The 20,989-nt window shown below is 31.1% G+C and carries 20 protein-coding genes and 1 tRNA gene; 9 read left to right on the top strand and 12 right to left on the bottom strand.

Annotated features, from left to right (window positions below; translation table 11 throughout):
* Window positions 1–301: 301 nt before the first annotated feature.
* Together PMT9312_RS05045 and PMT9312_RS05040 are read left to right on the top strand one after the other, a co-directional pair.
* Window positions 302–529, top strand: coding sequence for a hypothetical protein (locus tag PMT9312_RS05045; protein ID WP_011376537.1), 228 nt, complete (start codon window positions 302–304; stop codon window positions 527–529).
* On the top strand, window positions 529–795 hold the full coding sequence (locus PMT9312_RS05040; RefSeq protein WP_011376536.1) for a hypothetical protein: 267 nt from the start codon (window positions 529–531) through the stop codon (window positions 793–795). The genes PMT9312_RS05045 and PMT9312_RS05040 overlap by 1 nt, the downstream gene beginning before the upstream one ends.
* A 7-nt stretch (window positions 796–802) precedes the next feature.
* On the opposite strand, the gene PMT9312_RS05035 is transcribed toward PMT9312_RS05040, so the two are convergent.
* The 9 genes from PMT9312_RS05035 to PMT9312_RS04995 form a co-directional block, all read right to left on the bottom strand.
* Entirely contained in the window at window positions 803–1,597 is a 795-nt protein-coding gene (locus PMT9312_RS05035) for an ABC transporter permease (RefSeq protein ID WP_011376535.1), read from the bottom strand.
* Entirely contained in the window at window positions 1,594–2,388 is a 795-nt protein-coding gene (locus PMT9312_RS05030) for an ABC transporter permease (RefSeq protein WP_011376534.1), read from the bottom strand. Before PMT9312_RS05030 ends, PMT9312_RS05035 begins: the two co-directional genes overlap by 4 nt.
* Window positions 2,378–3,373 carry an ABC transporter ATP-binding protein gene (locus PMT9312_RS05025; protein WP_011376533.1) on the bottom strand — a complete coding sequence of 332 codons (996 nt, stop codon included), beginning with the start codon at window positions 3,371–3,373 and terminating at the stop codon, window positions 2,378–2,380. The genes PMT9312_RS05030 and PMT9312_RS05025 overlap by 11 nt, the downstream gene beginning before the upstream one ends.
* Window positions 3,374–3,448: 75 nt before the next feature.
* Window positions 3,449–3,838, bottom strand: coding sequence for a cytochrome b6-f complex subunit PetP (locus PMT9312_RS05020; protein ID WP_011376532.1), 390 nt, complete (start codon window positions 3,836–3,838; stop codon window positions 3,449–3,451).
* Between the two features lie 590 nt (window positions 3,839–4,428).
* Window positions 4,429–4,505 (bottom strand) — tRNA-Met (locus PMT9312_RS05015).
* A gap of 45 nt (window positions 4,506–4,550) precedes the next feature.
* On the bottom strand, window positions 4,551–5,516 hold the full coding sequence (locus PMT9312_RS05010; RefSeq protein ID WP_011376531.1) for an asparaginase: 966 nt from the start codon (window positions 5,514–5,516) through the stop codon (window positions 4,551–4,553).
* Entirely contained in the window at window positions 5,517–6,011 is a 495-nt protein-coding gene (locus tag PMT9312_RS05005; protein WP_036924616.1) for a CGLD27 family protein, read from the bottom strand.
* Between the two features lie 10 nt (window positions 6,012–6,021).
* A complete protein-coding gene (gene rsfS, locus PMT9312_RS05000; RefSeq protein WP_036924515.1) occupies window positions 6,022–6,366 on the bottom strand; it encodes a ribosome silencing factor in 345 nt (114 codons plus the stop codon).
* The gene (locus PMT9312_RS04995; protein ID WP_011376528.1) at window positions 6,356–6,994 is read right to left on the bottom strand and encodes a DUF3318 domain-containing protein; all 639 of its coding nucleotides are present in this window, start codon (window positions 6,992–6,994) and stop codon (window positions 6,356–6,358) included. Before PMT9312_RS04995 ends, rsfS begins: the two co-directional genes overlap by 11 nt.
* Before the next feature lie 108 nt (window positions 6,995–7,102).
* On the opposite strand from PMT9312_RS04995, the gene carB reads away from it, so the two are divergent.
* A complete protein-coding gene (gene carB / locus PMT9312_RS04990) occupies window positions 7,103–10,399 on the top strand; it encodes a carbamoyl-phosphate synthase large subunit (protein WP_011376527.1) in 3,297 nt (1,098 codons plus the stop codon).
* Window positions 10,400–10,403: 4 nt separating this feature from the next.
* Here carB and PMT9312_RS04985 read toward each other — a convergent pair whose 3' ends face one another.
* Together PMT9312_RS04985 and PMT9312_RS04980 are read right to left on the bottom strand one after the other, a co-directional pair.
* Entirely contained in the window at window positions 10,404–10,622 is a 219-nt protein-coding gene (locus PMT9312_RS04985; RefSeq protein WP_011376526.1) for a DUF6447 family protein, read from the bottom strand.
* 31 nt (window positions 10,623–10,653) lie between these two features.
* Entirely contained in the window at window positions 10,654–12,300 is a 1,647-nt protein-coding gene (locus PMT9312_RS04980) for an ABC transporter ATP-binding protein (RefSeq protein ID WP_049751222.1), read from the bottom strand.
* Between the two features lie 118 nt (window positions 12,301–12,418).
* Here PMT9312_RS04980 and PMT9312_RS04975 point away from each other — a divergent pair, with 118 nt between their 5' ends.
* Genes PMT9312_RS04975 through folP form a run of 3 tightly spaced genes read left to right on the top strand, consistent with a single transcriptional unit; the run spans window position 12,419 to window position 14,202 of the window.
* A complete protein-coding gene (locus PMT9312_RS04975; protein WP_011376524.1) occupies window positions 12,419–12,595 on the top strand; it encodes an RNA-binding S4 domain-containing protein in 177 nt (58 codons plus the stop codon).
* 52 nt (window positions 12,596–12,647) lie between these two features.
* Window positions 12,648–13,373, top strand: a complete 726-nt coding sequence (gene tpiA / locus PMT9312_RS04970) for a triose-phosphate isomerase (RefSeq protein ID WP_011376523.1) — start codon at window positions 12,648–12,650, stop codon at window positions 13,371–13,373.
* Window positions 13,357–14,202: a dihydropteroate synthase gene (gene folP, locus PMT9312_RS04965; protein ID WP_036924619.1), complete on the top strand. Its 846-nt coding sequence runs from the start codon at window positions 13,357–13,359 to the stop codon at window positions 14,200–14,202. Before tpiA ends, folP begins: the two co-directional genes overlap by 17 nt.
* Before the next feature lie 8 nt (window positions 14,203–14,210).
* Here folP and PMT9312_RS04960 read toward each other — a convergent pair whose 3' ends face one another.
* The gene (locus PMT9312_RS04960) at window positions 14,211–18,221 is read right to left on the bottom strand and encodes a magnesium chelatase subunit H (protein ID WP_011376521.1); all 4,011 of its coding nucleotides are present in this window, start codon (window positions 18,219–18,221) and stop codon (window positions 14,211–14,213) included.
* Between the two features lie 102 nt (window positions 18,222–18,323).
* Here PMT9312_RS04960 and dapB point away from each other — a divergent pair, with 102 nt between their 5' ends.
* From dapB to PMT9312_RS04945, 3 genes are read left to right on the top strand one after another with little or no spacing between them, the layout of a single operon-like run.
* A complete protein-coding gene (gene dapB, locus PMT9312_RS04955; protein WP_011376520.1) occupies window positions 18,324–19,172 on the top strand; it encodes a 4-hydroxy-tetrahydrodipicolinate reductase in 849 nt (282 codons plus the stop codon).
* A 1-nt stretch (window position 19,173) separates the two neighbouring features.
* Window positions 19,174–19,815, top strand: a complete 642-nt coding sequence (locus PMT9312_RS04950; RefSeq protein WP_011376519.1) for a hypothetical protein — start codon at window positions 19,174–19,176, stop codon at window positions 19,813–19,815.
* A gap of 19 nt (window positions 19,816–19,834) precedes the next feature.
* Window positions 19,835–20,989: a 2-octaprenyl-6-methoxyphenol 4-monooxygenase gene (locus tag PMT9312_RS04945; protein WP_011376518.1), complete on the top strand. Its 1,155-nt coding sequence runs from the start codon at window positions 19,835–19,837 to the stop codon at window positions 20,987–20,989.

The raw sequence follows: 20,989 nt of genomic DNA, 5'->3' as shown, positions 1-20,989 counted from the left end.
AACCCTATAAAAAAAGGCCTCACAAACGTGGGGCCGGGTGATGGGGAACCTTATTTTTAAACCAATTTCTTATAAAATGCAAGCCCCTATAAGTAGTGTATATTTACTAACACTTACCCACTACAGATAGTGCTTTAATGATTTCATAAGTGTGAGTATTACAATTCTGAAAAAATTTTTTAATTTTAAATTACATTAGTAAACTTCTTATTTCATGATTTCAAGTATTTTATTAATTAAACTTGTAAAAAATGTCATGCATTGTATTATTCGTATGAACTTTGTTAGTTAAAAAGATTTAATGATTGAATTAACATTACTAACTCTTTTGAACTATGTTGGAGATAATTTTTGTGAATATAGAGATTTAGGCCATGATAATTATAAATCTTTACTACTTTCTTACAGTGATGCAAGTAATAAATTTGGACCATTAGAGGTTAAAAAGGTTATTGAGAAGTCAGAAAATTTCAAAGTTACAGCCGTTGCTATTGCAGCAATTAAGTGCCCTAAACATATAGTTAAATAATGAAGTTTGAATTAAAAACTGAAAATGAAAATTATTCAAAATCATTTTCTCTTTTTTCTGTTATTGTAATTTTTCTCACGCTAATAATTATTCTTTGTGATGTTGCATTTAAAGTACGAATTATTTCAAGACATTATGATATCAACTATAACTGCAGGCTTTTATCTGTTGAAAAATCAACAAATACTTTTAAGAAATTATCTCGACTATCTAATCTGAAAAGTAAACAAAGAATTTGGGAATTTTGCAGGGAGGTTGTTAAATAATATTTATTTAGCTCGATGCCGAAGAGTAGAACTTTAATGCATATAACCAGAACTTTCTTGAAGTAGAGCAAAATATTAAAGCAACAATAACTTCAAGCAATATTTTCCATAATTGAGAAATACCTAAGAAAACTTCGGAGGGAATTGTAGTTATAAATGCAATAGGAATGAAAACACTAAAAAATATTCTTAATGAAAATGAAAATGAATTTAAAGGAAATCTTCCAATATAAAGGAACGATCTTAATACTTCTGTGGCATTCCATGTTTTAACAAACCAAATAGTAGTTGTTGAAATAAAAAACCATAAGCTATATAAGATACAAATTGAGCAGATTATCGTAATTAAACATAGAGAAAGAAAGGTTAAATTTAAATTTATTTGATTAATTTTGATGCAGTATAACAATAAGCAAAATCCAAGCATTATTTCTAAAAAACCAGATGGACTAATTCTTTTTAGGGAAATGAAAAATTGACTATCAATAGGCTTTAAAAGTACGAAATCTAAGGTTCCTTCTCTAATATGCTTAACTATTTCTGTAAGATTTGGATTGAACCATGTATTAGTTATTCCATTCAAAATTGTATAAATACCTTGAATTATTAGTGCCTGTTCAAATTTCCACCCTCCAATATATCCATTACTTTGAAAGAAAATAGATAATAGAAAAATACTCCCTATTAAACTTAAAATTGCAGTAATTAAATCAATTAATATATTTGTCTTATACTCCAACTCAGAAGCCAAAGAAGTATGTAAGAATTTTTTATAAACTTTTAGATATTTTCTTAGATTCATGAGCCCATAGCAGTATATTTTTTCGTTCCTTCAGACCAGATCTTTTTGAATATTGGGAAAAGTAAAAGAATCCATGCAATTTGCATAGTTAAGCCTCCACTAATGTTTGTTTCATTACCTGATAGTAAGTTCGCAGGGAAATCAATTAGATATGGAAAAGGAGTTAAATAAATCCAAGATTTAACATATTCGGGAAATGAAACTACTGGAGCTAAAAGACCTGAGAGAAATAAAGTTGGAATAAATAACAATCTTTCTATCGATGATGCTTTCTCTGTCCAGAAGCATAGACATGCAACTATTGACTGAATTAAAAATTGAATTAAGAAAGATAAGAAAGTCGATATTATCGATAAGAATAAAATACCCAAATTTGGAATCCATATACTTTCTGGATTGAATATAAAAAAGAAAAATGCGATTATTAGTGCGAAAGGAAATCTTGTTATTTGTTCTGCAAGATGTTGTGCAAAATATCTGAAAAATGGATTTAAAGGTTGAATTAAATACGGAGATACCTTCCCCATAAGAGAATCCTCTTCAAAGCTAAATACAACCCAAACTACAGAAAACTGTCTTACAAAAAAAGCACATAAGAAATACCTAGAAAGCATAACATCGCTAATGTTTATCGATTCATTTAGATTATTGTTTGTCCAAATGTTTAACATGAAAAAAGGAATAATTCCTGAAATTGCCCATAATGCAATTTCTACCCTATATTCCAACATGTTAGAATATTGCACCTTTAATAAGGTGAATATTTTGCGGTTAATCAAATTAGATATCATAATCTTTTTTAATTAATACCCTCCCAATAATTTCATCTATAGGTGGTTCATTTATAAAAAGGTCTTCAATATCAAAATCATTTAGAATTGTTTTTAGAGAAGAAGTAATAGAGTCGTTTTCAACTTTTATAGTGATTTCATTTTTTATTTTAGTTTTAACCGTAAAACCGGAATTTTCTAATTTAATTGCATCTTCTTCTGAGCGACAAACTATTAATATTTCTTTAACAGGAGATAGTTTTTTTAATAATAGGTCAAGTTTTCCATCATATGATATAGCTCCTTCATGAACACATATAACCCTCTTGCATAGTGATGTAATATCTTTCATGTAATGACTAGTTAGGCATATTGTTGCATTAGTTTCCTTATTATATTTTTGAAGGAATTTTCTTAAATTTCTCTGTGCATTAATATCTAATCCAAGTGTCGGCTCGTCTAAAAATAGAATATTTGGTTCGTGTATCAAAGCTGCTAGTAATTCTGACTTCATACGCTGACCTAATGAAAGTTTTCTAACAGGTATGAAGAGCTCTTCATCAATTTCAAGCATTTCGGATAGTTTTTTTATTCTCCTTTTAGCTTCGAACTTATTTAAGTCATATATTGATGCATTCAAATAAAGTGATTCAATTGGCGGAAGATCCCAAATTAGTTGTTGCTTTTGTCCCATTATTAAGGTGATATTTTTTAGGAAATTTTCTTTTCTCATGAAAGGTAAGTAGCCTGACACTAAAATCGAACCCTCACTTGGATAAATTAAGCCACAAAGCATTTTTAAAATTGTTGTTTTCCCAGCTCCATTAGCACCAAGAAAACCTACTATTTCTCCTTCTTTAATTTCAAAACTTATATCTTTTATAACTTTTAAACTTTTTGTTTGTCTTCTAAAAAAATGTTTAATTGTTCCTTTTAAGCCTGGTTCTTTGTAAGAAATATCAAATGACTTAGATAAATTTCTTACATCGATAATATTTTGCACCATTTCAATTTTTAATTTCTGAAATTTTATTTAAATAAATTATTAAATTATTTTTATTTTATAGAAATTTTTAACGAATTAAAAAATATCTCTAAACGATACAACCAGCCAGAGAGAAAAGTTAATTGGATTAAGTAACTCTCTTACCTTATTTTTATTTTCATAATTTAGTCCTTTTAAAACTTCAAATATTAAATTACTATTCTCGTTTTTAAGATAATTCTTTTTAATTACATTACCATTTTCGTCGAGGAGCTCAATTTCATCTTCAAAAAACCATTGCTCTTTACCATTAGATAATTGCACTATAACTCCAATACCCTTACCATCAGTTATTCTAAAATTATTTATCTTAGCCACTGAAGAAACATTTATATCATCAAGAATTTCTTTATTAAGTCTATCCTTTGATAGTTCTAAGTTTATTTGAACATAATCCCCTATCTTTGCCTTATCTAAAATTAACATTTTTAGGTTATTATACCTATTGGGATTAGAACTATGTGACTAACTATAAATATTTTATTTATTTTAATAATTAAGATTTTTTAAATACTGCTTCAAGGATTCTTTTTATTGAAATTGTAAATATTCTCAAGAAAACAGAAAATAAACCTATCAATCCCAAAATAATTGCTATTGATAGCAAGCTTGAACCTAGATCCCGCTGAAGCAAATTCTGCATATATTTTTTCTAAATTTATATGACACTTTACCTTAATAATTTACTTATTCAACAAGAAAGAGATATTATTCCTATTTTTTAAAAAATTGTTTTCTTATTAGAATATTTAATAAAAAAGATTTATGAGCTAAGATTTAGATAGAAATTTAATTAAGTATTTTGGAACTATCTTTCAACTCTTACATTGGAATTTTCTTAATCATTATTGGTCTAATAGTGAGAGTTGATTTAAAATTTTCCATGCAAAAGGAACTCTAATAGCCTCTAATAAGCTCTCTTTAGTTCTTTGTAAATCCTATTGTTTTATAATATCTCCAAAAATACTGAAAATAATTGCATAAATTAAAAAAGCAGCCGCTAAGCTGCTCCTATTTGGTGGCGGGGGGGAGATTTGAACTTCCGACCTTCGGGTTATGAGCCCGACGAGCTACCAGACTGCTCTACCCCGCGACATATATATAGCATACATCTGAAAGAGTAATTTTTTCTATTTCTTTAGGATTCTTGGAATTTTAATTTACCTTTAACTTCAATTCGTACTCCTTCAGAAAAATTAAACACTTTTTCTTCTATGTCGTGAATTCTTAAGTCAGATATCCACTCTAACTGTTTTAGTAAATGAAGACTAACAGCATGCTTGGCTCTTTTTGAACCATCTTCTACTTTTAATGCAAGTCCTATGCCTTCATTTACCTTACATAAGCATTGTATTCCCTCTGCACCACCTTTACCTATAACTTGTCCATGGGATGCCTTAATTATTTCTGTATCAAATTTATTGTTGTCGCTTATCATTATTGGGTTAGTTGTCATCGCCCTACTGATTTGTTCTAATTCAGCATTGTCGGAACTGCTCAGAAGTGAATATAATTTTGACATTTCTAATAGTTTTAAATAAAGAGTTGGGGCACCACAATCATCACGTTCTGCGTTTATTTCAGATATTGGGATTTCAAGTAATTCAGAAATAATTCTGAATATTTCTATTTGAAGTTGATGATTCCCCTTTAAGTAGGTATCTAATGGCCAATTCATTTTTTTGCATGTAGCTAAAAAAGCAGCATGCTTGCCTGAACAATTATGTTCTAAAGGACTTATCTTTGATTTTGGACATTTCAGATTATTAATGTCGATGTCATATTCCCATAATATTTTGAAGGCTTCCCTTGAATGAAGTTTTGATCCACTATGTGAACCGCATGCTAATGCAATTGATTTTGAATCATTATTTATTTTTGATGCAGCTCCACTACTAACAAAAGGTATTGCCTGAAAAGGTTTTAATGCTGATCTTATAAAACTTTTATATTCTGGATTTCCTGCGCACATTAAAACCCTACCTTTTTTGTCCGTAATAACAGCATGAATTTTATGGATTGACTCAATATTTGAGCCTCTCATTAAAATTGCTTCTAAAGGAGGATTATTCGATGTGTATAGGTTTTTGAAGTTTGAACTCATTTAGAAATTGTTATATTGAAAAAGCAAAATTCCTGATAATGCTATTACTGAAATAATAGAAAAAATTTGAATTAAATTTTTTAAAATAGGCTTTACCTCAATTGAGGCTATTAGTGATTCTTTTTCTCTTAAAACTAAGGGCTTTATCCATACATTACCGTCATACCAACCGGATTCTTCGTACTCAACTCTTTCTGATGTTAATCTCTTAAAGACATGATTCCAACCAAGATATAACTTGATGGCAATTAAAAGTGGTATTGATAAACTACTAAAAAAACTTAATAGAATATATTTTAAAAGAGATGTCTTGAAATATATACTTCCAGAAGAAATAACAAGAAATATAACAAAAGTAAATAACCAGAATTTAATCAATACAAGAATTAATGATTTTTTCGTTTTTGGCCATGAAAAAATATTGGATTTTGATAATTCAATGTATTCATTTGTGGGTTGTTGCTCTCTAGGAACAGGACATTTTGATTGGCTCATAAAATAATAATTATGGAAATGTAAGATTATCTCCATTACTCCAGAATGATTCAAGGTCATAAAATTTTCTTATTTCTGGTTGAAAAATATTTACAATCAAATCGCCATAATCAAGTAAGGCCCATTTTGCCTCGTTAAAACCTTCTTTTCTTATTGGTTCAATATTAGCCTTATCTCTAAGCTCTCCCTCAACAGAGTTAGTGATAGATCTAACTTGTACATCAGATAATCCTTCTGCGATCAGTATCCATTCACTTATGAAAGATACCTTGTCAATTTTTATAAGTTTTATGTCTTTTGCCTTTTTATCATCACAAGCTTTAGCTGCCATTAAAACCAAACTTTTATTGTCCATATACATTTTCGCTTGAGACAGATTTTTCTGAACCTTCTTGCTGAGACAATTCTGATCTAGCTTTTTCAGCACTTTTTCTTAGAGCATCTAATCTATCCTCAAAGAAACTTCTTTTTTTCTTTTTTCGCGTTTTATCTATTAACTCCTTTAATGCTCCTCCGAGACTTTTATACGCATTTGGTATGCTATATCCAAATCTACAAGCAAGATCTATAGCTTTTTCATCTGCAAATATAGCATCTTGAAGTTTTTTTTCAGAATTATTTTTTATATATAATCTATAACCTGCAAAACTTGATAAACCAAGAGCAAGTAATAAAAGTAGCCCATCTTGTACCCACAACTCCCCTATCGCTCCTCCAAGCCCAATAGCAAGAGCTGCCATTTCCCAACCATCTCTGGGAATTGTGTCATTTTGGATCTTGCCTACTTCGTGCCAAAATAATAGATTTCTGTGGTCAATTGCAAAGTTATCCCATTCATCTAAATCAATTTGGATTTCTACTTCGTCACGACCAATTTCCTCAAGCGTTATTAAAGGTGGATCTATAGCTGCAGCAGCTTCAACAAATACCCAATTTTCATTCTCTGGAGGTAACAAACTTTTAAGTCGCTGAAGTTCGCTCATAAAAAATTATTTTCTTTCAATACTATAGAAACAAATGTTGCTTTTCAAGTAACTTCATTAAAATCTGATGATTTATAAGTAGCATGAAATAAATGAAGGTTTTAAATTATGCCTCAAAGAGGTGATCTTAAAAAAATTCTTATTTTAGGTTCAGGTCCGATTGTTATAGGACAAGCATGCGAATTTGATTACTCTGGCACTCAAGCTTGCAAAGCTTTAAGAAAAGCTGGTTATGAAATTATATTGATAAATTCAAATCCGGCATCGATTATGACTGATCCTGAGGTTGCAAGTAAAACATATATTGAACCATTGACTCCTGAAATCATTTCACAGATAATTTTAAGAGAAAAACCTGATGCTATTCTTCCCACTATGGGAGGTCAAACTGCTTTGAATCTAGCGGTTAAATTATCAGAGTCAGATTTTTTAAAAAAAAATAATGTTGAATTAATTGGTGCTGATTTAAAAGCTATTAATAAAGCTGAAGATAGAAAATTGTTTAAAGAGTCGATGGAAAAGATAAATGTAAATGTTTGCCCATCTGGTATAGCTTCTAACCTGGCTGAAGCTAAAGAAGTACAAAAAAAAATTAATTCCTATCCTCTTATAATAAGGCCGGCATTTACTTTGGGTGGTGTAGGAGGTGGAATTGCTTTTAATCTTGAAGAATTTATTGAATTGTGTACAACTGGATTAGAGGAAAGTCCAAGGGATCAAATATTAATTGAAAAATCACTTATTGGATGGAAGGAGTTTGAATTAGAAGTAATGAGAGATACAGCAGATAACGTAGTAATAGTTTGCAGTATTGAGAATTTAGACCCAATGGGTGTCCACACTGGAGATTCCATTACTGTAGCTCCCGCACAGACTTTAACAGATAAGGAGTACCAGAGATTGAGGGACATGTCATTAAAAATTATTAGAGAGGTAGGAGTTGAAACTGGAGGGAGTAATATTCAATTTGCAATAAATCCATCTAATGGAGAAGTAATTGTAATAGAAATGAATCCTCGTGTGAGTAGATCCTCTGCATTGGCAAGTAAAGCAACTGGATTTCCCATAGCCAAAATTGCGGCTTTATTATCGGTTGGCTATACACTTGATGAGATTATTAACGACATTACAAAAAAAACACCTGCATGTTTTGAACCATCAATTGATTATGTAGTTACTAAAATCCCTAGATTTGCATTTGAAAAGTTTAAAGGCTCTTCAAATACCTTAACCACTTCAATGAAATCCGTAGGTGAGTCAATGGCAATCGGGCGTTCTTTTGAAGAATCTTTTCAGAAAGCATTAAGGTCCTTAGAAGTAGGTATTTTTGGATGGGAATGTGATTCACTAGATGAATTTAAGAACGAGAATCACATAAATAATAGTTTAAGAACACCTACGTCTGAAAGAATTCTCATAGTTAAAAAAGCTATGCAGATAGGCAAAACCAATTCTTATATTCAAGAAGTTACTAATTTAGATTCTTGGTTTATTGAGAAATTACGTAATATATTTAATTTTGAAAATGAATTTTTGAAAGAAAAAGGACTTATTGATCTAGATAGAGATTTGATGCTAAATGCTAAACAATTAGGCTTTTCAGATCAACAGATAGCAAAGTTAACTAAGTCTGACTTTTTTGAAGTGAGAAAATATAGAAAAGATCTAAATATTATACCTATTTATAAAACAGTCGATACTTGTTCAGCAGAGTTCTCATCTTCGACTCCCTATCATTATTCAACTTACGAAGAATCCTTTATTAATTTAAATTCTGAAATTTTTGATAGCGAGATTTCAGATAATAATAAGTCAAAGAAAATTATGATTCTTGGAGGAGGTCCAAACAGAATTGGTCAAGGAATAGAATTCGATTACTGTTGTTGTCATGCTTCATATCAAGCTTCAACAAGTGGTTACAAAACAATAATGGTTAATAGTAACCCAGAAACTGTATCAACAGATTATGATACTAGCGATATTTTATATTTTGAGCCTGTAACTTTGGAGGATGTTCTCAACATAATAGAAGCTGAAAATCCTTATGGTTTGATAGTTCAATTTGGAGGTCAAACTCCATTGAAATTATCATTACCTTTATTTGAATGGCTTAAAACTGATGAGGGTTTAAAAACTGGTACAAAAATTCTTGGAACGTCTCCAATATCTATCGACATAGCAGAAGATAGAGAAGAATTTACAAATATACTTGAAGAATTAAGTATTAGGCAACCTTTAAACGGCATAGCTCGTAATCAAGATGAAGCACAAAAGGTAGCCAAAAATATTGGATTTCCTTTGGTCGTAAGGCCTTCTTATGTTTTAGGAGGCAGGGCAATGGAAATTGTTAAAGATGAGAATGAATTATCTAGATACATTTCTGAAGCAGTTAAGGTATCACCTGATCATCCAATCCTTCTCGATCAATATTTGAATAATGCTATTGAGATAGACGTTGATGCTTTATGTGATTCAGAAGGTTCAGTTGTAATTGCTGGTTTGATGGAACATGTTGAACCTGCAGGAATTCATTCGGGAGATTCAGCTTGTTGTTTACCATCAATTTCTCTTTCGGAATCAACTATAGATAATGTAAAGACTTGGACTAAATTAATTGCACAAAAACTAAATGTTGTTGGTTTGATTAATTTACAATTTGCAGTGACAAATTTAAATAATAAAGAAAACAAATTATTTATTCTTGAGGCTAATCCGAGAGCTTCCAGAACAGTTCCATTCGTTTCCAAGGCCATAGGTAAACCAGTTGCAAAATTAGCGACCCAGTTAATGCAAGGTTTAACATTAGAAGATATTAATTTTACTAAAGAATTTTCTCCAAAATTTCAGGCAGTAAAAGAAGCTGTTTTACCTTTTAAAAGATTTCCTGGATCTGATACACTTCTAGGTCCTGAAATGCGATCTACTGGGGAAGTAATGGGTTTAGCTAAGGATTTCGGAATTGCTTATGCTAAGTCGGAATTGGCAGCAGGAAATGGTGTTCCTTCTGAAGGAGTTGCTTTTTTGTCTACTAATGATTTAGATAAAAAAAATCTTGAAGAAATTGCCAGAGAATTGTTGATTTTAGGATTTAAATTGATTGCAACAAAAGGTACAGCTGCATACTTGGTAGATTTAGGCATTAATGTTGAAAAAGTGCTAAAAGTCCATGAAGGAAGACCAAATATAGAGGACCTAATTCGTTCTGGACTTGTTCAATTAATAATTAATACTCCAATAGGATCACAGGCTCTTCATGACGACGCATATTTAAGGCGTGCTGCTTTAGAATATAATATTCCTACTTTTACAACCATCCCTGGAGCGAAGGCAGCCATTAAAGCAATCAAAGCCTTGCAAAGTAATAAAATCAATACTTACTCTCTACAAGAAATACATGAAGATTAAAACTTTACTCTAAGTCTTTTAGTTTTTCTCTTAATTGATTCACCAAGGAGTTTCGACTAATTGAAAGTAATTTCAAAGTATCTTCATGCATTTTAAGTTGTGTTTCTGCTATTTGTAATCCTTTTATAGATTCTTTTATGTCATTAGAAAGATCATTTATCAAATACTTCTTACCTTCAAAGGTTAAAACTGGGTTGGCAGAATCATTTGTATTTTCACTCATGGATTTAACTTTATTAATAAATAAAATAGGATCATAACTTTTTAATCAATTGTTTTTCACATAATTCTTTATAAATCCCTTTTTTATTTAGTAAATCAATATGTTTCCCAACCTCAACAATTTCGCCCTTATCGAAGACAACTATTTTATCTGCCCCTTGTGTAGTGGCTAATCTATGAGCAATTACAATAACTGTTCTATCTTTCATTGCTCTATTAAGCCCTTCTTGAACTTCTGACTCAGATTCTGCATCTAATGCGCTTGTAGCCTCATCTAAAAGAAGAATAGATGGGTTTCCTAGTATTGCTCTAGCAATTGCTATCCTCTGGATCTGACCACCTGAGAAATTTGATCCTCTTTCAGTTATCTTAGTTTCATATTGATGAGGAAGATTTTCAATAAAGTGGTGAGCATTAGCTTTTTTTGTTGATTCAATTACTTCTTCTTCGGTATAACTCCTGCCCATTCTTATTACATCAATAATTTTCCCTGAAAATAAAAAAGGTTGTTGTTGTACTAGTGCAATATTTTTTCTTATATCTTTTGTATTCAATAATTTTAGATTCTTATCATCAATAAAAATGTCTCCATTATTTGGAGTTATAAATTTCAATATCAATGCCATCATTGTACTTTTACCAGCCCCTGAAGCTCCAACGAAAGCTGTAACTTCACCTTTTTTAATTTCTAAATTTATATTTTTAAGAACTTGATTATCTTTATTGTATTCAAAATTAACAGTCTTGAAACGTATATTGCCCTCAATATTATATAACTTTTTGAAATTTTTCTTACTATCTTCAATAGGTTCTAGATTTATATTATTCAACCTTTTTATTGATGCTTCTGCCTGTTTAAAATCATTAAAATTTGTACTTACATGGCTTATTGGATCAATAAGCATCAATATTGCAGCAAAAAAACTACTAAATTCTTCACTAGTTAGAAGGCCTAAATTAATTCTTGCGGCGCCTAAACCTAATATTGCTAATATTCCAAATGCCTCTATGAAGCCTACAACTGGATGCTGAAATGCTAGTAATTTTAATGTTTTATATTTTGCTTTTTTATTTGCAATTAATCTTTTATAAAATCTATTCTCAATCCAATTTTCTGCAGCAAAAGCTCTTATCGTCGACATTCCATTTATAGATTCACCTATTAATTCTGCTAAATTACTGGTTGATTCTTGACTTTTCTCAGATGCGAATAAAACTCTTCTTCCAAAACTATTAACTGAAAGAATAATCAATGGTGCTAAAAAAAACGTTGATAATGTGAGTGACCAATCTAAATAAAACATATATATTATTACAGCTAATAATTGTAAGGTACATGGAATAGTATCCTGAGCTGTTTTATAAATAACTTCGCTTACTCTATCAGCATCCTCTGTAAGTCTGTATGTGATATCTCCGGCTGAAATCTTCTGGACAGAAGTCATATCTATTTTTTGAATTTTGCTAAATAAATTTCCCCTCATTACTTCACTAATTTCTAATGATGGTTTTGCTATGAATACATCCTGTCCAAATTGAGCAGTTTTTTGAATTAAAAATACTAATAAAGACTTAATTATTATGCTAGAAACTTTTGATAGATCACCTGATCCAATTGCTGGGATTAAGTTTCCAGCTAAATAAGCTAACAAAGGCCAACAAGCTACATATATAAGCATGCATATAAAACCCTTTATGAACCTATCTAAATATGGTCTGACTGGTGGTATTAGTCTCAAGATATTATATATTTTATTATTTATCCTACTTTATCAATATCTTGGGGCATAAAAAACAATGAAATTAGATCAATTCTTAAAATGGAAAAATTTGGTCTCCTCTGGAGGAGAGGCAAAAACTTTTATTAAATCTGGCTCTGTAAAAGTTAATGGTGTAATAGAAACTAGGAGAGGAAGAAAATTAAATAAGGGAGATAAAGTTATATTTCTAAAAAATGAATTAATTTTTGAATAGTTGGCTTATTCAACTCAATTTATATTAATATAATTTTCTTGGAGATAGTATTTTGAGAAAATCTGTTATTGCTGGTAATTGGAAAATGCATATGACTTGTGCTGAAGCGAAGTCTTATTTAGAAGAGTTTATACCTTTAATAAAAAACATCAGAGATGATCGTAAAGTTGTTATTGCGCCACCTTTTACAGCTATTTCAACCTTTTCTAAGCATTCTGATTTTGATTATTTAGATATTTCTAGTCAAAATATTCATTGGGAAGATGAAGGAGCATTTACTGCGGAAATATCTCCAAAAATGCTGATTGAACATGGAGTCTCATATGCAATAGTTGGTCACAGTGAACCAAGAAAATATTTTAGTGAAAGTGATGAACAAATTAATAAAAGAGCAGTTTTTGCTCAATGTAGTGGACTTACTCCCATAGTTTGTGTTGGAGAAACACTAGAACAAAGAGAGAGAGGAGAGGCTGATAGAGTTATCACTAGACAGGTAGAACAAGGGCTAGAAAATACAGATCCATCAAATTTAATTGTTGCCTATGAACCAATTTGGGCTATTGGGACAGGTAAAACATGTGAGGCTAAAGACGCTAATAATATATGTTCTTTGATTCGAAAATTAATAGGTTTCGATGATGTGATTATTCAATATGGAGGATCAGTTAAACCTAATAATATTGACGAAATAATGTCGATGAGTGATATAGATGGAGTCTTAGTTGGAGGGGCTTCATTAGATCCAAATAGTTTTGCCAGAATTGCAAATTATCAATAAGCAAAATCCATGGCCAAAAGGCTGGAGACAAAAAACTTCAATTATGGGAGTTATTAATTTAACTCCTGATTCATTTAGTGATGGTGGAGATTTAAATTCTATAAATAAAGTTTTAGATCAAGTCAATCATTTTGTGTGTAATGGTGTGGATGTTATTGATCTTGGTGCCCAGAGTACGAGACCTGGGGCTGAAGAAGTTGGATCTAGTATAGAAATAAAAAGATTGATCCCATATCTTAAATTAATAAAATCTGAATATCCAGATGTTTTGATTTCTATTGATACATTTAATTCTGAGGTAGCTTACGAAACTCTTTTAAATGGTGCTAATTGGATAAATGATGTCACTGGAGGAAGAAGAGATAGAAAAATTCTGGATGTAGTTTCAAAATTCAAATGCCCATTTGTTATTACCCATAGTCGAGGAAATAGTCAAAATATGAATAAACTTTCCAAATACAGTAATTTATTGAGTGAAGTTAAAACTTCTCTTGATAGTTTAATAACAATTGCTTTAGAAAGAAATATATCTAAAAGCAATATAATTGTGGATCCCGGAATTGGTTTTTCAAAGGATATTAATCAAAATTTGAAAATTCTAAAAAACTTAGATGTATTTAAAAACTTAAATTTACCAATATTAATTGGTGCATCAAGAAAAAGATTTTTAGGAGAAATTTTGGATGAGAAAAATCCCAAAGAAAGGGATATTGGAACCCTTGCAATAAGTTGTGTTTGTTCCCACTTTAATATTGATATTGTGAGAGTTCACAATGTAAAAATGAATTATCAAATTCTAAAAGTTGCTGATAGGATTTATAGAAAATAATAAGATTATTATTCTTTAACACCTTCGATTTTATCCTCTACCTCTTGATATAGTTCTTTCAACTGTTCTATATTTTCGTCAGAAGTTTCCCAATATCCTCTACCATTGACTTCTAGCAAAGTCCCTACTATTCTTCTAAAACTATTAGGATTTAGATCCATTAATCTTTTCCTCATCTCTTCGTCATTTATAAATGTTTCATTTGTTTCTTCATATACAAAATTATCTACTTGACCACTTGTCGCACTCCAACCAAGAGTATAATTTAGTCTATTAGAAAGCTCTCTGACTCCTTCATAACCAGATTTGAGCATACCCTCATACCACTTAGGATTTAAAAGTTTTGTTCTTGAGTCTAATCTGATAGTCTCTCCAAGTGTTCTAACTTGAGCATTAGAAGTGGTAGTGTCTGCTATGTAACTACTTGGTTCTTTTCCATCATCTCTTAATGTTTTTATTAATTTAGTTGGATCTGAATCAAAATAATGACTTACATCTGTTAGGGAAATCTCTGAGGAATCAAGGTTTTGAAATGTAACATCTGCTGTTTTCATTACAGATTCAAAAACCTCTCTCTTTTGATTCATTTCACCTGGATTATCAGCATTAAAAGCATATGTTTTACGTGATAAATACATTTCTTGTAGTTCATTCTCTTCTTCCCAAGTTGAATTTTCTACAGCTAAATTAACATTTGAACTATAGCTACCACTTGCATTAGAGAATACTCTTGCAGAAGCCTCTCTGATAGAGGTGCCTTCTTTTTCTGCTTGTTCTAATGAATGTTTTCTTACAAAATTTGATTCCAAAGGCTCATCAGCCTCAGCGGCTAATTTGACTGCCTGATCTATTAATGCCATTTGATTGATAAATAGATCTCTAAATACTCCAGAACAGTTAACTACAACGTCTATTCTTGGCCTACCTAGTTCCTCTAAAGGAATTAATTCTAATTTGTTGATTCTCCCAACAGAATCTGGTTTTGGTTTTACTCCAACAAACCATAAGATTTGTGCCAGAGATTCTCCATAAGTTTTGATGTTATCTGTGCCCCATAAAACACACGCAATTGTTTCAGGCCAATTACCTTGCTCTTCCTTTTGTCTTTCTATTAATTTGTCAACAACAGACTTTGCTGCGGCTACTGCTGCTGTAGTTGGAATTGATTGAGGATCAAGTGCATGTATGTTTTTACCGCTAGGCAAAACACCTGGATTTCTTATGGGATCTCCTCCTGGTCCTGGCAAAACATAATTACCATCTAATGCTTTAATAAGGCTATCCATTTCTTTGTCTGCACAGACTTGTTCCAAGCAGAAAAGTAAATAATCAAATAATTTATTTAATTCCTTCTGATTTATTTCATTAAATCCATTAAATCTACATACTCTTAACCATGGAGTGGGTAGATTTATACCAAATACTTTAAGAAAATCAAAAAGTTTAGAAAGAAGTGATTTTTCTAGATAAACTCTACCATCGACAATTTTTAAAGATTTAACCATAGCAAATATTGATTCTCTTGCAGTTTTTATGATTTTTTCATTTAACTCTACAAATTTGAGTTCACCTTTATTATTACCATCATAAATTTGGTCAATAGTAAGATCTAGGGATTCTGCCAGTAGTCCAGGGAGAGATCTTAAGCCCTCTTGTTCTCTTTCTAAAGATGCTATGTTTACCAAGGTTGCTACAGCTTCTTCAGCAGTTGGAGCTTCTCCGATGGTATGAAGACCACACGGTAATAATCTACTTTCTATTTCCATTAACTGTTTGTAGATATTGCCAACAAATAGATCTCTTTCATCTAGAGAAAGTTCTTCTATATTTTTTGCAGGGAGATCAACATCTTTATCAAGATTACACTGTTTAGAAGTTTCAACTATTGCATTAACAATTTGAATTCCCCTACTATTTTCTCTTAGTTGTTGATAAGAGCCGACAAGCTCACTAAGTTCTTTAAGTCCCTTGTAAAGCCCTGCATTTTCTGCTGGGGGAGTCAAATAGCTAATAGTTGAGGCATATCCCCTTCTTTTTGCGATTGTTGCTTCAGAAGGATTGTTCGCCGCATAATAATACAAATTTGGTAATGATCCAATAAGAGAATCCGGATAACATGTTTCACTCATACCCATCTGTTTACCTGGCATAAATTCAAGTGAACCGTGAGTTCCAAAATGAAGAACAGCATCTGCACCCCATATTTTTTCTACATAAGTGTAATAAGCTGCAAAACCATGATGAGGACTAGCACTTCTTGAATAAAGTAGTCTCATTGGATCACCTTCATAACCGAATGTGGGTTGAACGCCTATAAAAACATTTCCAAAATGTTTTCCATATATAAGTAGGTTTTGTCCGTCACTATTTAGGTTTCCAGGTGGCTTACCCCAATTCTCTTCAAGTCTTTGTGAATATGGTGTGAACTCTTCATATTCACTTACTGACATCTTATGGGCAATGTTTAATTCGGGAGAACCATCCATTGCTTCAGGATTATTAATTACTTTTTCCATTAATTCTTTTGAATTACTTGGAAGTCCTTCTATTTGATATCCTTTTGATTTCATTTCGCGAAGAACTCTGTAAATTGAACCGAAAACATTCAAATATGCAGCTGTACCTACATTCCCTTTGTCTGGAGGAAAACTAAATACTGTAATAGCTAATTTTTTATCTTTTCTTTGCTTAACACGTAAAGTTGACCATTTTATAGCCCTTCCAGCAATTACATCTACTCTATCTTGGAGTGTGTGTGCCTTACCTGTAGCATCGTCACGACCTGAGAGAATGATAGGTTCAATTGCACCATCTAGTTCTGGAATTGCAATTTGAAGTGCTACCTGCACTGGGTGTAGTCCTAAATCACTATCTTCCCATTCTTGAGTAGTTTGAAAAACTAATGGAAGTGCAACCATATAAGGTCTGTTTAGTTTTTTTAGAGCTTCAATAGCTTTAGGATGATCTTGTCTTGCGGGGCCTCCAACTAGTGCAAATCCTGTCAGAGATACGACTCCATCTATAATTGGTGTATCTTTATTTATTGAATCATAATAAAATTCGTTGACTGGCTTAGAAAAATCTAGACCTCCACAGAAAATGGGAAGAACTCTTGCTCCTCTATATTCCAACTCTTGTATTACAGCAACGTAATGAGCATCATCTCCGGTAACTATATGGCTCCTTTGAAGTACTAATCCTATTGTTGGAGTATTGTCATCTTTAGGGTTAATGTCTTTCCTGTTATTTTCCCAAATTTGATATTCTTTAAGACTTTCAAACATACATGGAGCCAGAGGATGCCAAATACCTAAATCTGGGAAGGTTTCAGGATCTTGTATTTTGAATTCTTCTATTTGATCTTTTATGTCCTCTGAAACTGCATATTTTTCAGAAATCATTAACAAGAAGTTTTTTAAGTTCTCAGTCGTACCACCTAACCAATATTGAAAACTCAGTATAAATGTTCTCGCATCTTGAGCTTTTTCTACTGGTAGATATTTAAGTATTGATGGTAGTGTATTTAACAATTTCAACATTGAATCTTGGAAGCTTGCTCCATCAGATTCTTTTTTCTTTTTTATTAAATCTCCAATTATACTTTTAGATTGACCCAATTGAGCCATACTAAATGAACCTAACTTATTTAATCTCATTACTTCTGGCATCGAGGGGAAGACAATAGATGCTTTAAGTTTGTCTTTGTATGGAGAAACAGCATCAACTACTTTTTGTGCTAGATCTTCGATAAAAATTAGGGAAGCAACAAATATATCCGCATTTGATATGTCAGCTTTAAAATCTGTAAAATTATTTTCATTTCTAAGTTCTTCAATTAGATAGCCACTAAGGTCTATACCTATTGGGCCATTCATTTCATTTATTGACTTCGCAGCTTCCGTTAAGGAATTTTGGTATTGTGGCTCAAGGACAACATAAACTGCTTTTATTACAACTTTGTGTTTGTTATCCTCAACAGGAGATACTCTGCGTTTTGCTGAGCGGACCTGCGTAAACATTGATTTTATTTAAGTATTTCTACCAGCCTACGAATGAAATGACGTTATTGTGTGCAATATAAATAGCGTGTAACAACCTTTTAAAAAAAAAATTTTTCAAAAATGACTGAAAATTCTAAAAAACCCATACCAGTACTAGTCTCCGGAGCTTTAGGCAGAATGGGAAGCGAAGTTGTTAATTCTGTATTAAATTCAACTGATTGTGAACTTGTTGCAGCAATTGACATAAACGAAAAGAACAATGGATCGAATATTGCTGAATTATTGAAAGTAAAAAGTTGTGATGTTTTTCTTTCAAATGATTTTGAGGGGACTTTGTGTTCTGTTAGTCAAAATTACAGAAATGAAAATATCAAACCAGTCTTGGTTGATTTCACACATCCTGAATCTGTTTATGAAAATACAAGATCAGCTATCGCATATGGTATTTCACCAGTAGTCGGAACAACAGGTCTTACTCCTTCTCAAATAAAAGACTTGTCTGTTTTTGCTCAGAAAGCATCTGTGGGTTGTGCAATAATACCTAATTTTTCAGTAGGTATGGTTCTTCTTCAGCAAGCAGCATCAGTTGCCGCAAGGTTTTATGACAATATTGAATTAATAGAGATGCACCATAATCAAAAAGCAGATTCTCCAAGCGGAACATGTATAAAAACTGCAGAAATGATTGAAGAATATCCAAAGAAATTTAATCAGAGTTTAGTAAATGAGTCTGAGTCATTGAAGGGTGTGCGAGGAGGGCTTAGGGATTCAGGAATAAATATACATTCGGTACGATTACCAGGATTATTAGCCCATCAATTAGTAATTATGGGATCCCCTGGTGAAACTTACACAATTAAGCATGACACTATTGATAGAAAAGCATATATGCCAGGTGTTTTACAGGCGGTAAAAAAAATAGGTAATTATGAATCTCTAGTTTACGGACTTGAAAAATTGATTTTTTAAAATGCTAATTCCAATTAATTCAAATCAAATCTCGAAACTTATTCCTGCAGTTGGTACTGGGAGTCAATTTAAATATACATTGGGTAATCCAAGAAAAATTCTTCAAAGAGTTATAGTTTCTTCAATTGGGGGATTTATCTCATTAATTATTAGTTCAACTGGAGATCAAACAAACAATTTTTGGTTATTGCTTTGTGTTGCTTTCTTTTTGTATATCATCTGGGGGCCAATTCTTGAATCAAGTAGAAAAAATATGCAAATAAGGAAATATAAATTTTTTACTATATTTGATGGTTATGTATCAGATATATATAAAACAGAGAAGATTGAAAGTTCAAGAGAACAATCTAATAGACAAGGTCAATTGGAGGTGATAGAAAATAAAAGGACTTGGTTAGTACTTGAATTAGAAGATGAAGATGGTTATTTAGAAAAGTTAAGTTTCCCAATGGAAAATAAGCACAGTCAAATTAGAGTGGGCTCTAGTATTAGATGTTTATTAACATCTAATAACCGTAATTTTGACAGAGATTTTAATTTAACAGATGCCTGGTTGCCAGAAATTAATTTATGGGTTGGTGAATACCCCTATTTATTGAGACCAGCATTTGAGGAGATTTGCTATATTTATATCAAAAGATAGATGTTATTTATATTTTCTGATGAAAAATAGATTCAATTTTAAAATTGTTGGCTCCGGTCCAACAGGCTTATTACTTTCAATTGTACTTTCAAAATTTAATTGCAATATTTTTTTAACTGATTTATTAGTAAGAGACAGATTAATCGATAAGGATAAAACTTATGCAATTACTCATTCAACAAGAAAAATCTTATCAAAATTCAGACTTTGGGAAAAATTAGAACCATATTTATTTGGTTTTGATACCCTTTCAATATCAGACAGCGTAACCTCTGCTACTACTAAATTAACAACCTTTGATTTAGATGATGATATAAGTTCTGCTGAAAATATTGGCTGGGTAGTAAAACATTCAGATCTTATGAATGTATTTTTTCGAGAGATTGATAATTATGACAATATTTTTTTTATGACGCCACAAAAACTATTAAATAAAAAAATAATATTTGATTATCAATTCTTTGCCACAGGAGCAAACTCTCTTGAAAAAAAATTGTTAGATTTTATAGATATAAGAAAATCTTATCATCAGTCCTGTTTAACCTTTAAGGTTTCTCTTAGAGGTAATTGTGAGAAGTGTGCTTACGAAATTTTTAGAAAAGAAGGCCCACTAGCATTATTGCCTTTAGAAAAAAACATATATCAAGTAATTTGGACTTCAAGTACATTAAAGTCTATTGAAAGGTTAAATTCTGATAAGAATTTTTTGATTGATAATTTATCAACTATCCTGCCTAATGAATTTAAATTTGATCAAATAATTGGCGAATTTAATATATTTCCTGTTTCATTATCTTTGAATTTACCAGTTTTAAATTTTAAAAAATTCATTTTTTTAGGTGATGCATTTCATACATTTCATCCTGTGGGAGGTCAGGGTCTAAATAGTTGTTGGAGAGATGTTAATACTGTTTTTGATCTTTTTAATAAAAAAAATTCTATTACTAAAAGGCATTTGTTTTTATTTAAATTTAAGTTTTTTTCAAGCAGGATTTTAGATATTATTTTTACTATTTTCATAACTGACTCTTTGATATCAATTTTTGCAAATCGAAACATATTCTTATTTCCAATAAGAAAATTTTCATTTTTACTTTTAAATAATTTTCTTTTTATAAGAAAATTAGTCCTTAATCAAATGACTAAATCTCTTATTTACTCAAGAATTAAATAA

The organism is Prochlorococcus marinus str. MIT 9312 (assembly GCF_000012645.1).
GTDB lineage: Bacteria > Cyanobacteriota > Cyanobacteriia > PCC-6307 > Cyanobiaceae > Prochlorococcus_A > Prochlorococcus_A marinus_L.
The sequence above is the reverse complement of the archived record's forward strand: the minus strand, read 5'-3'. Positions and strand labels throughout refer to the sequence as shown.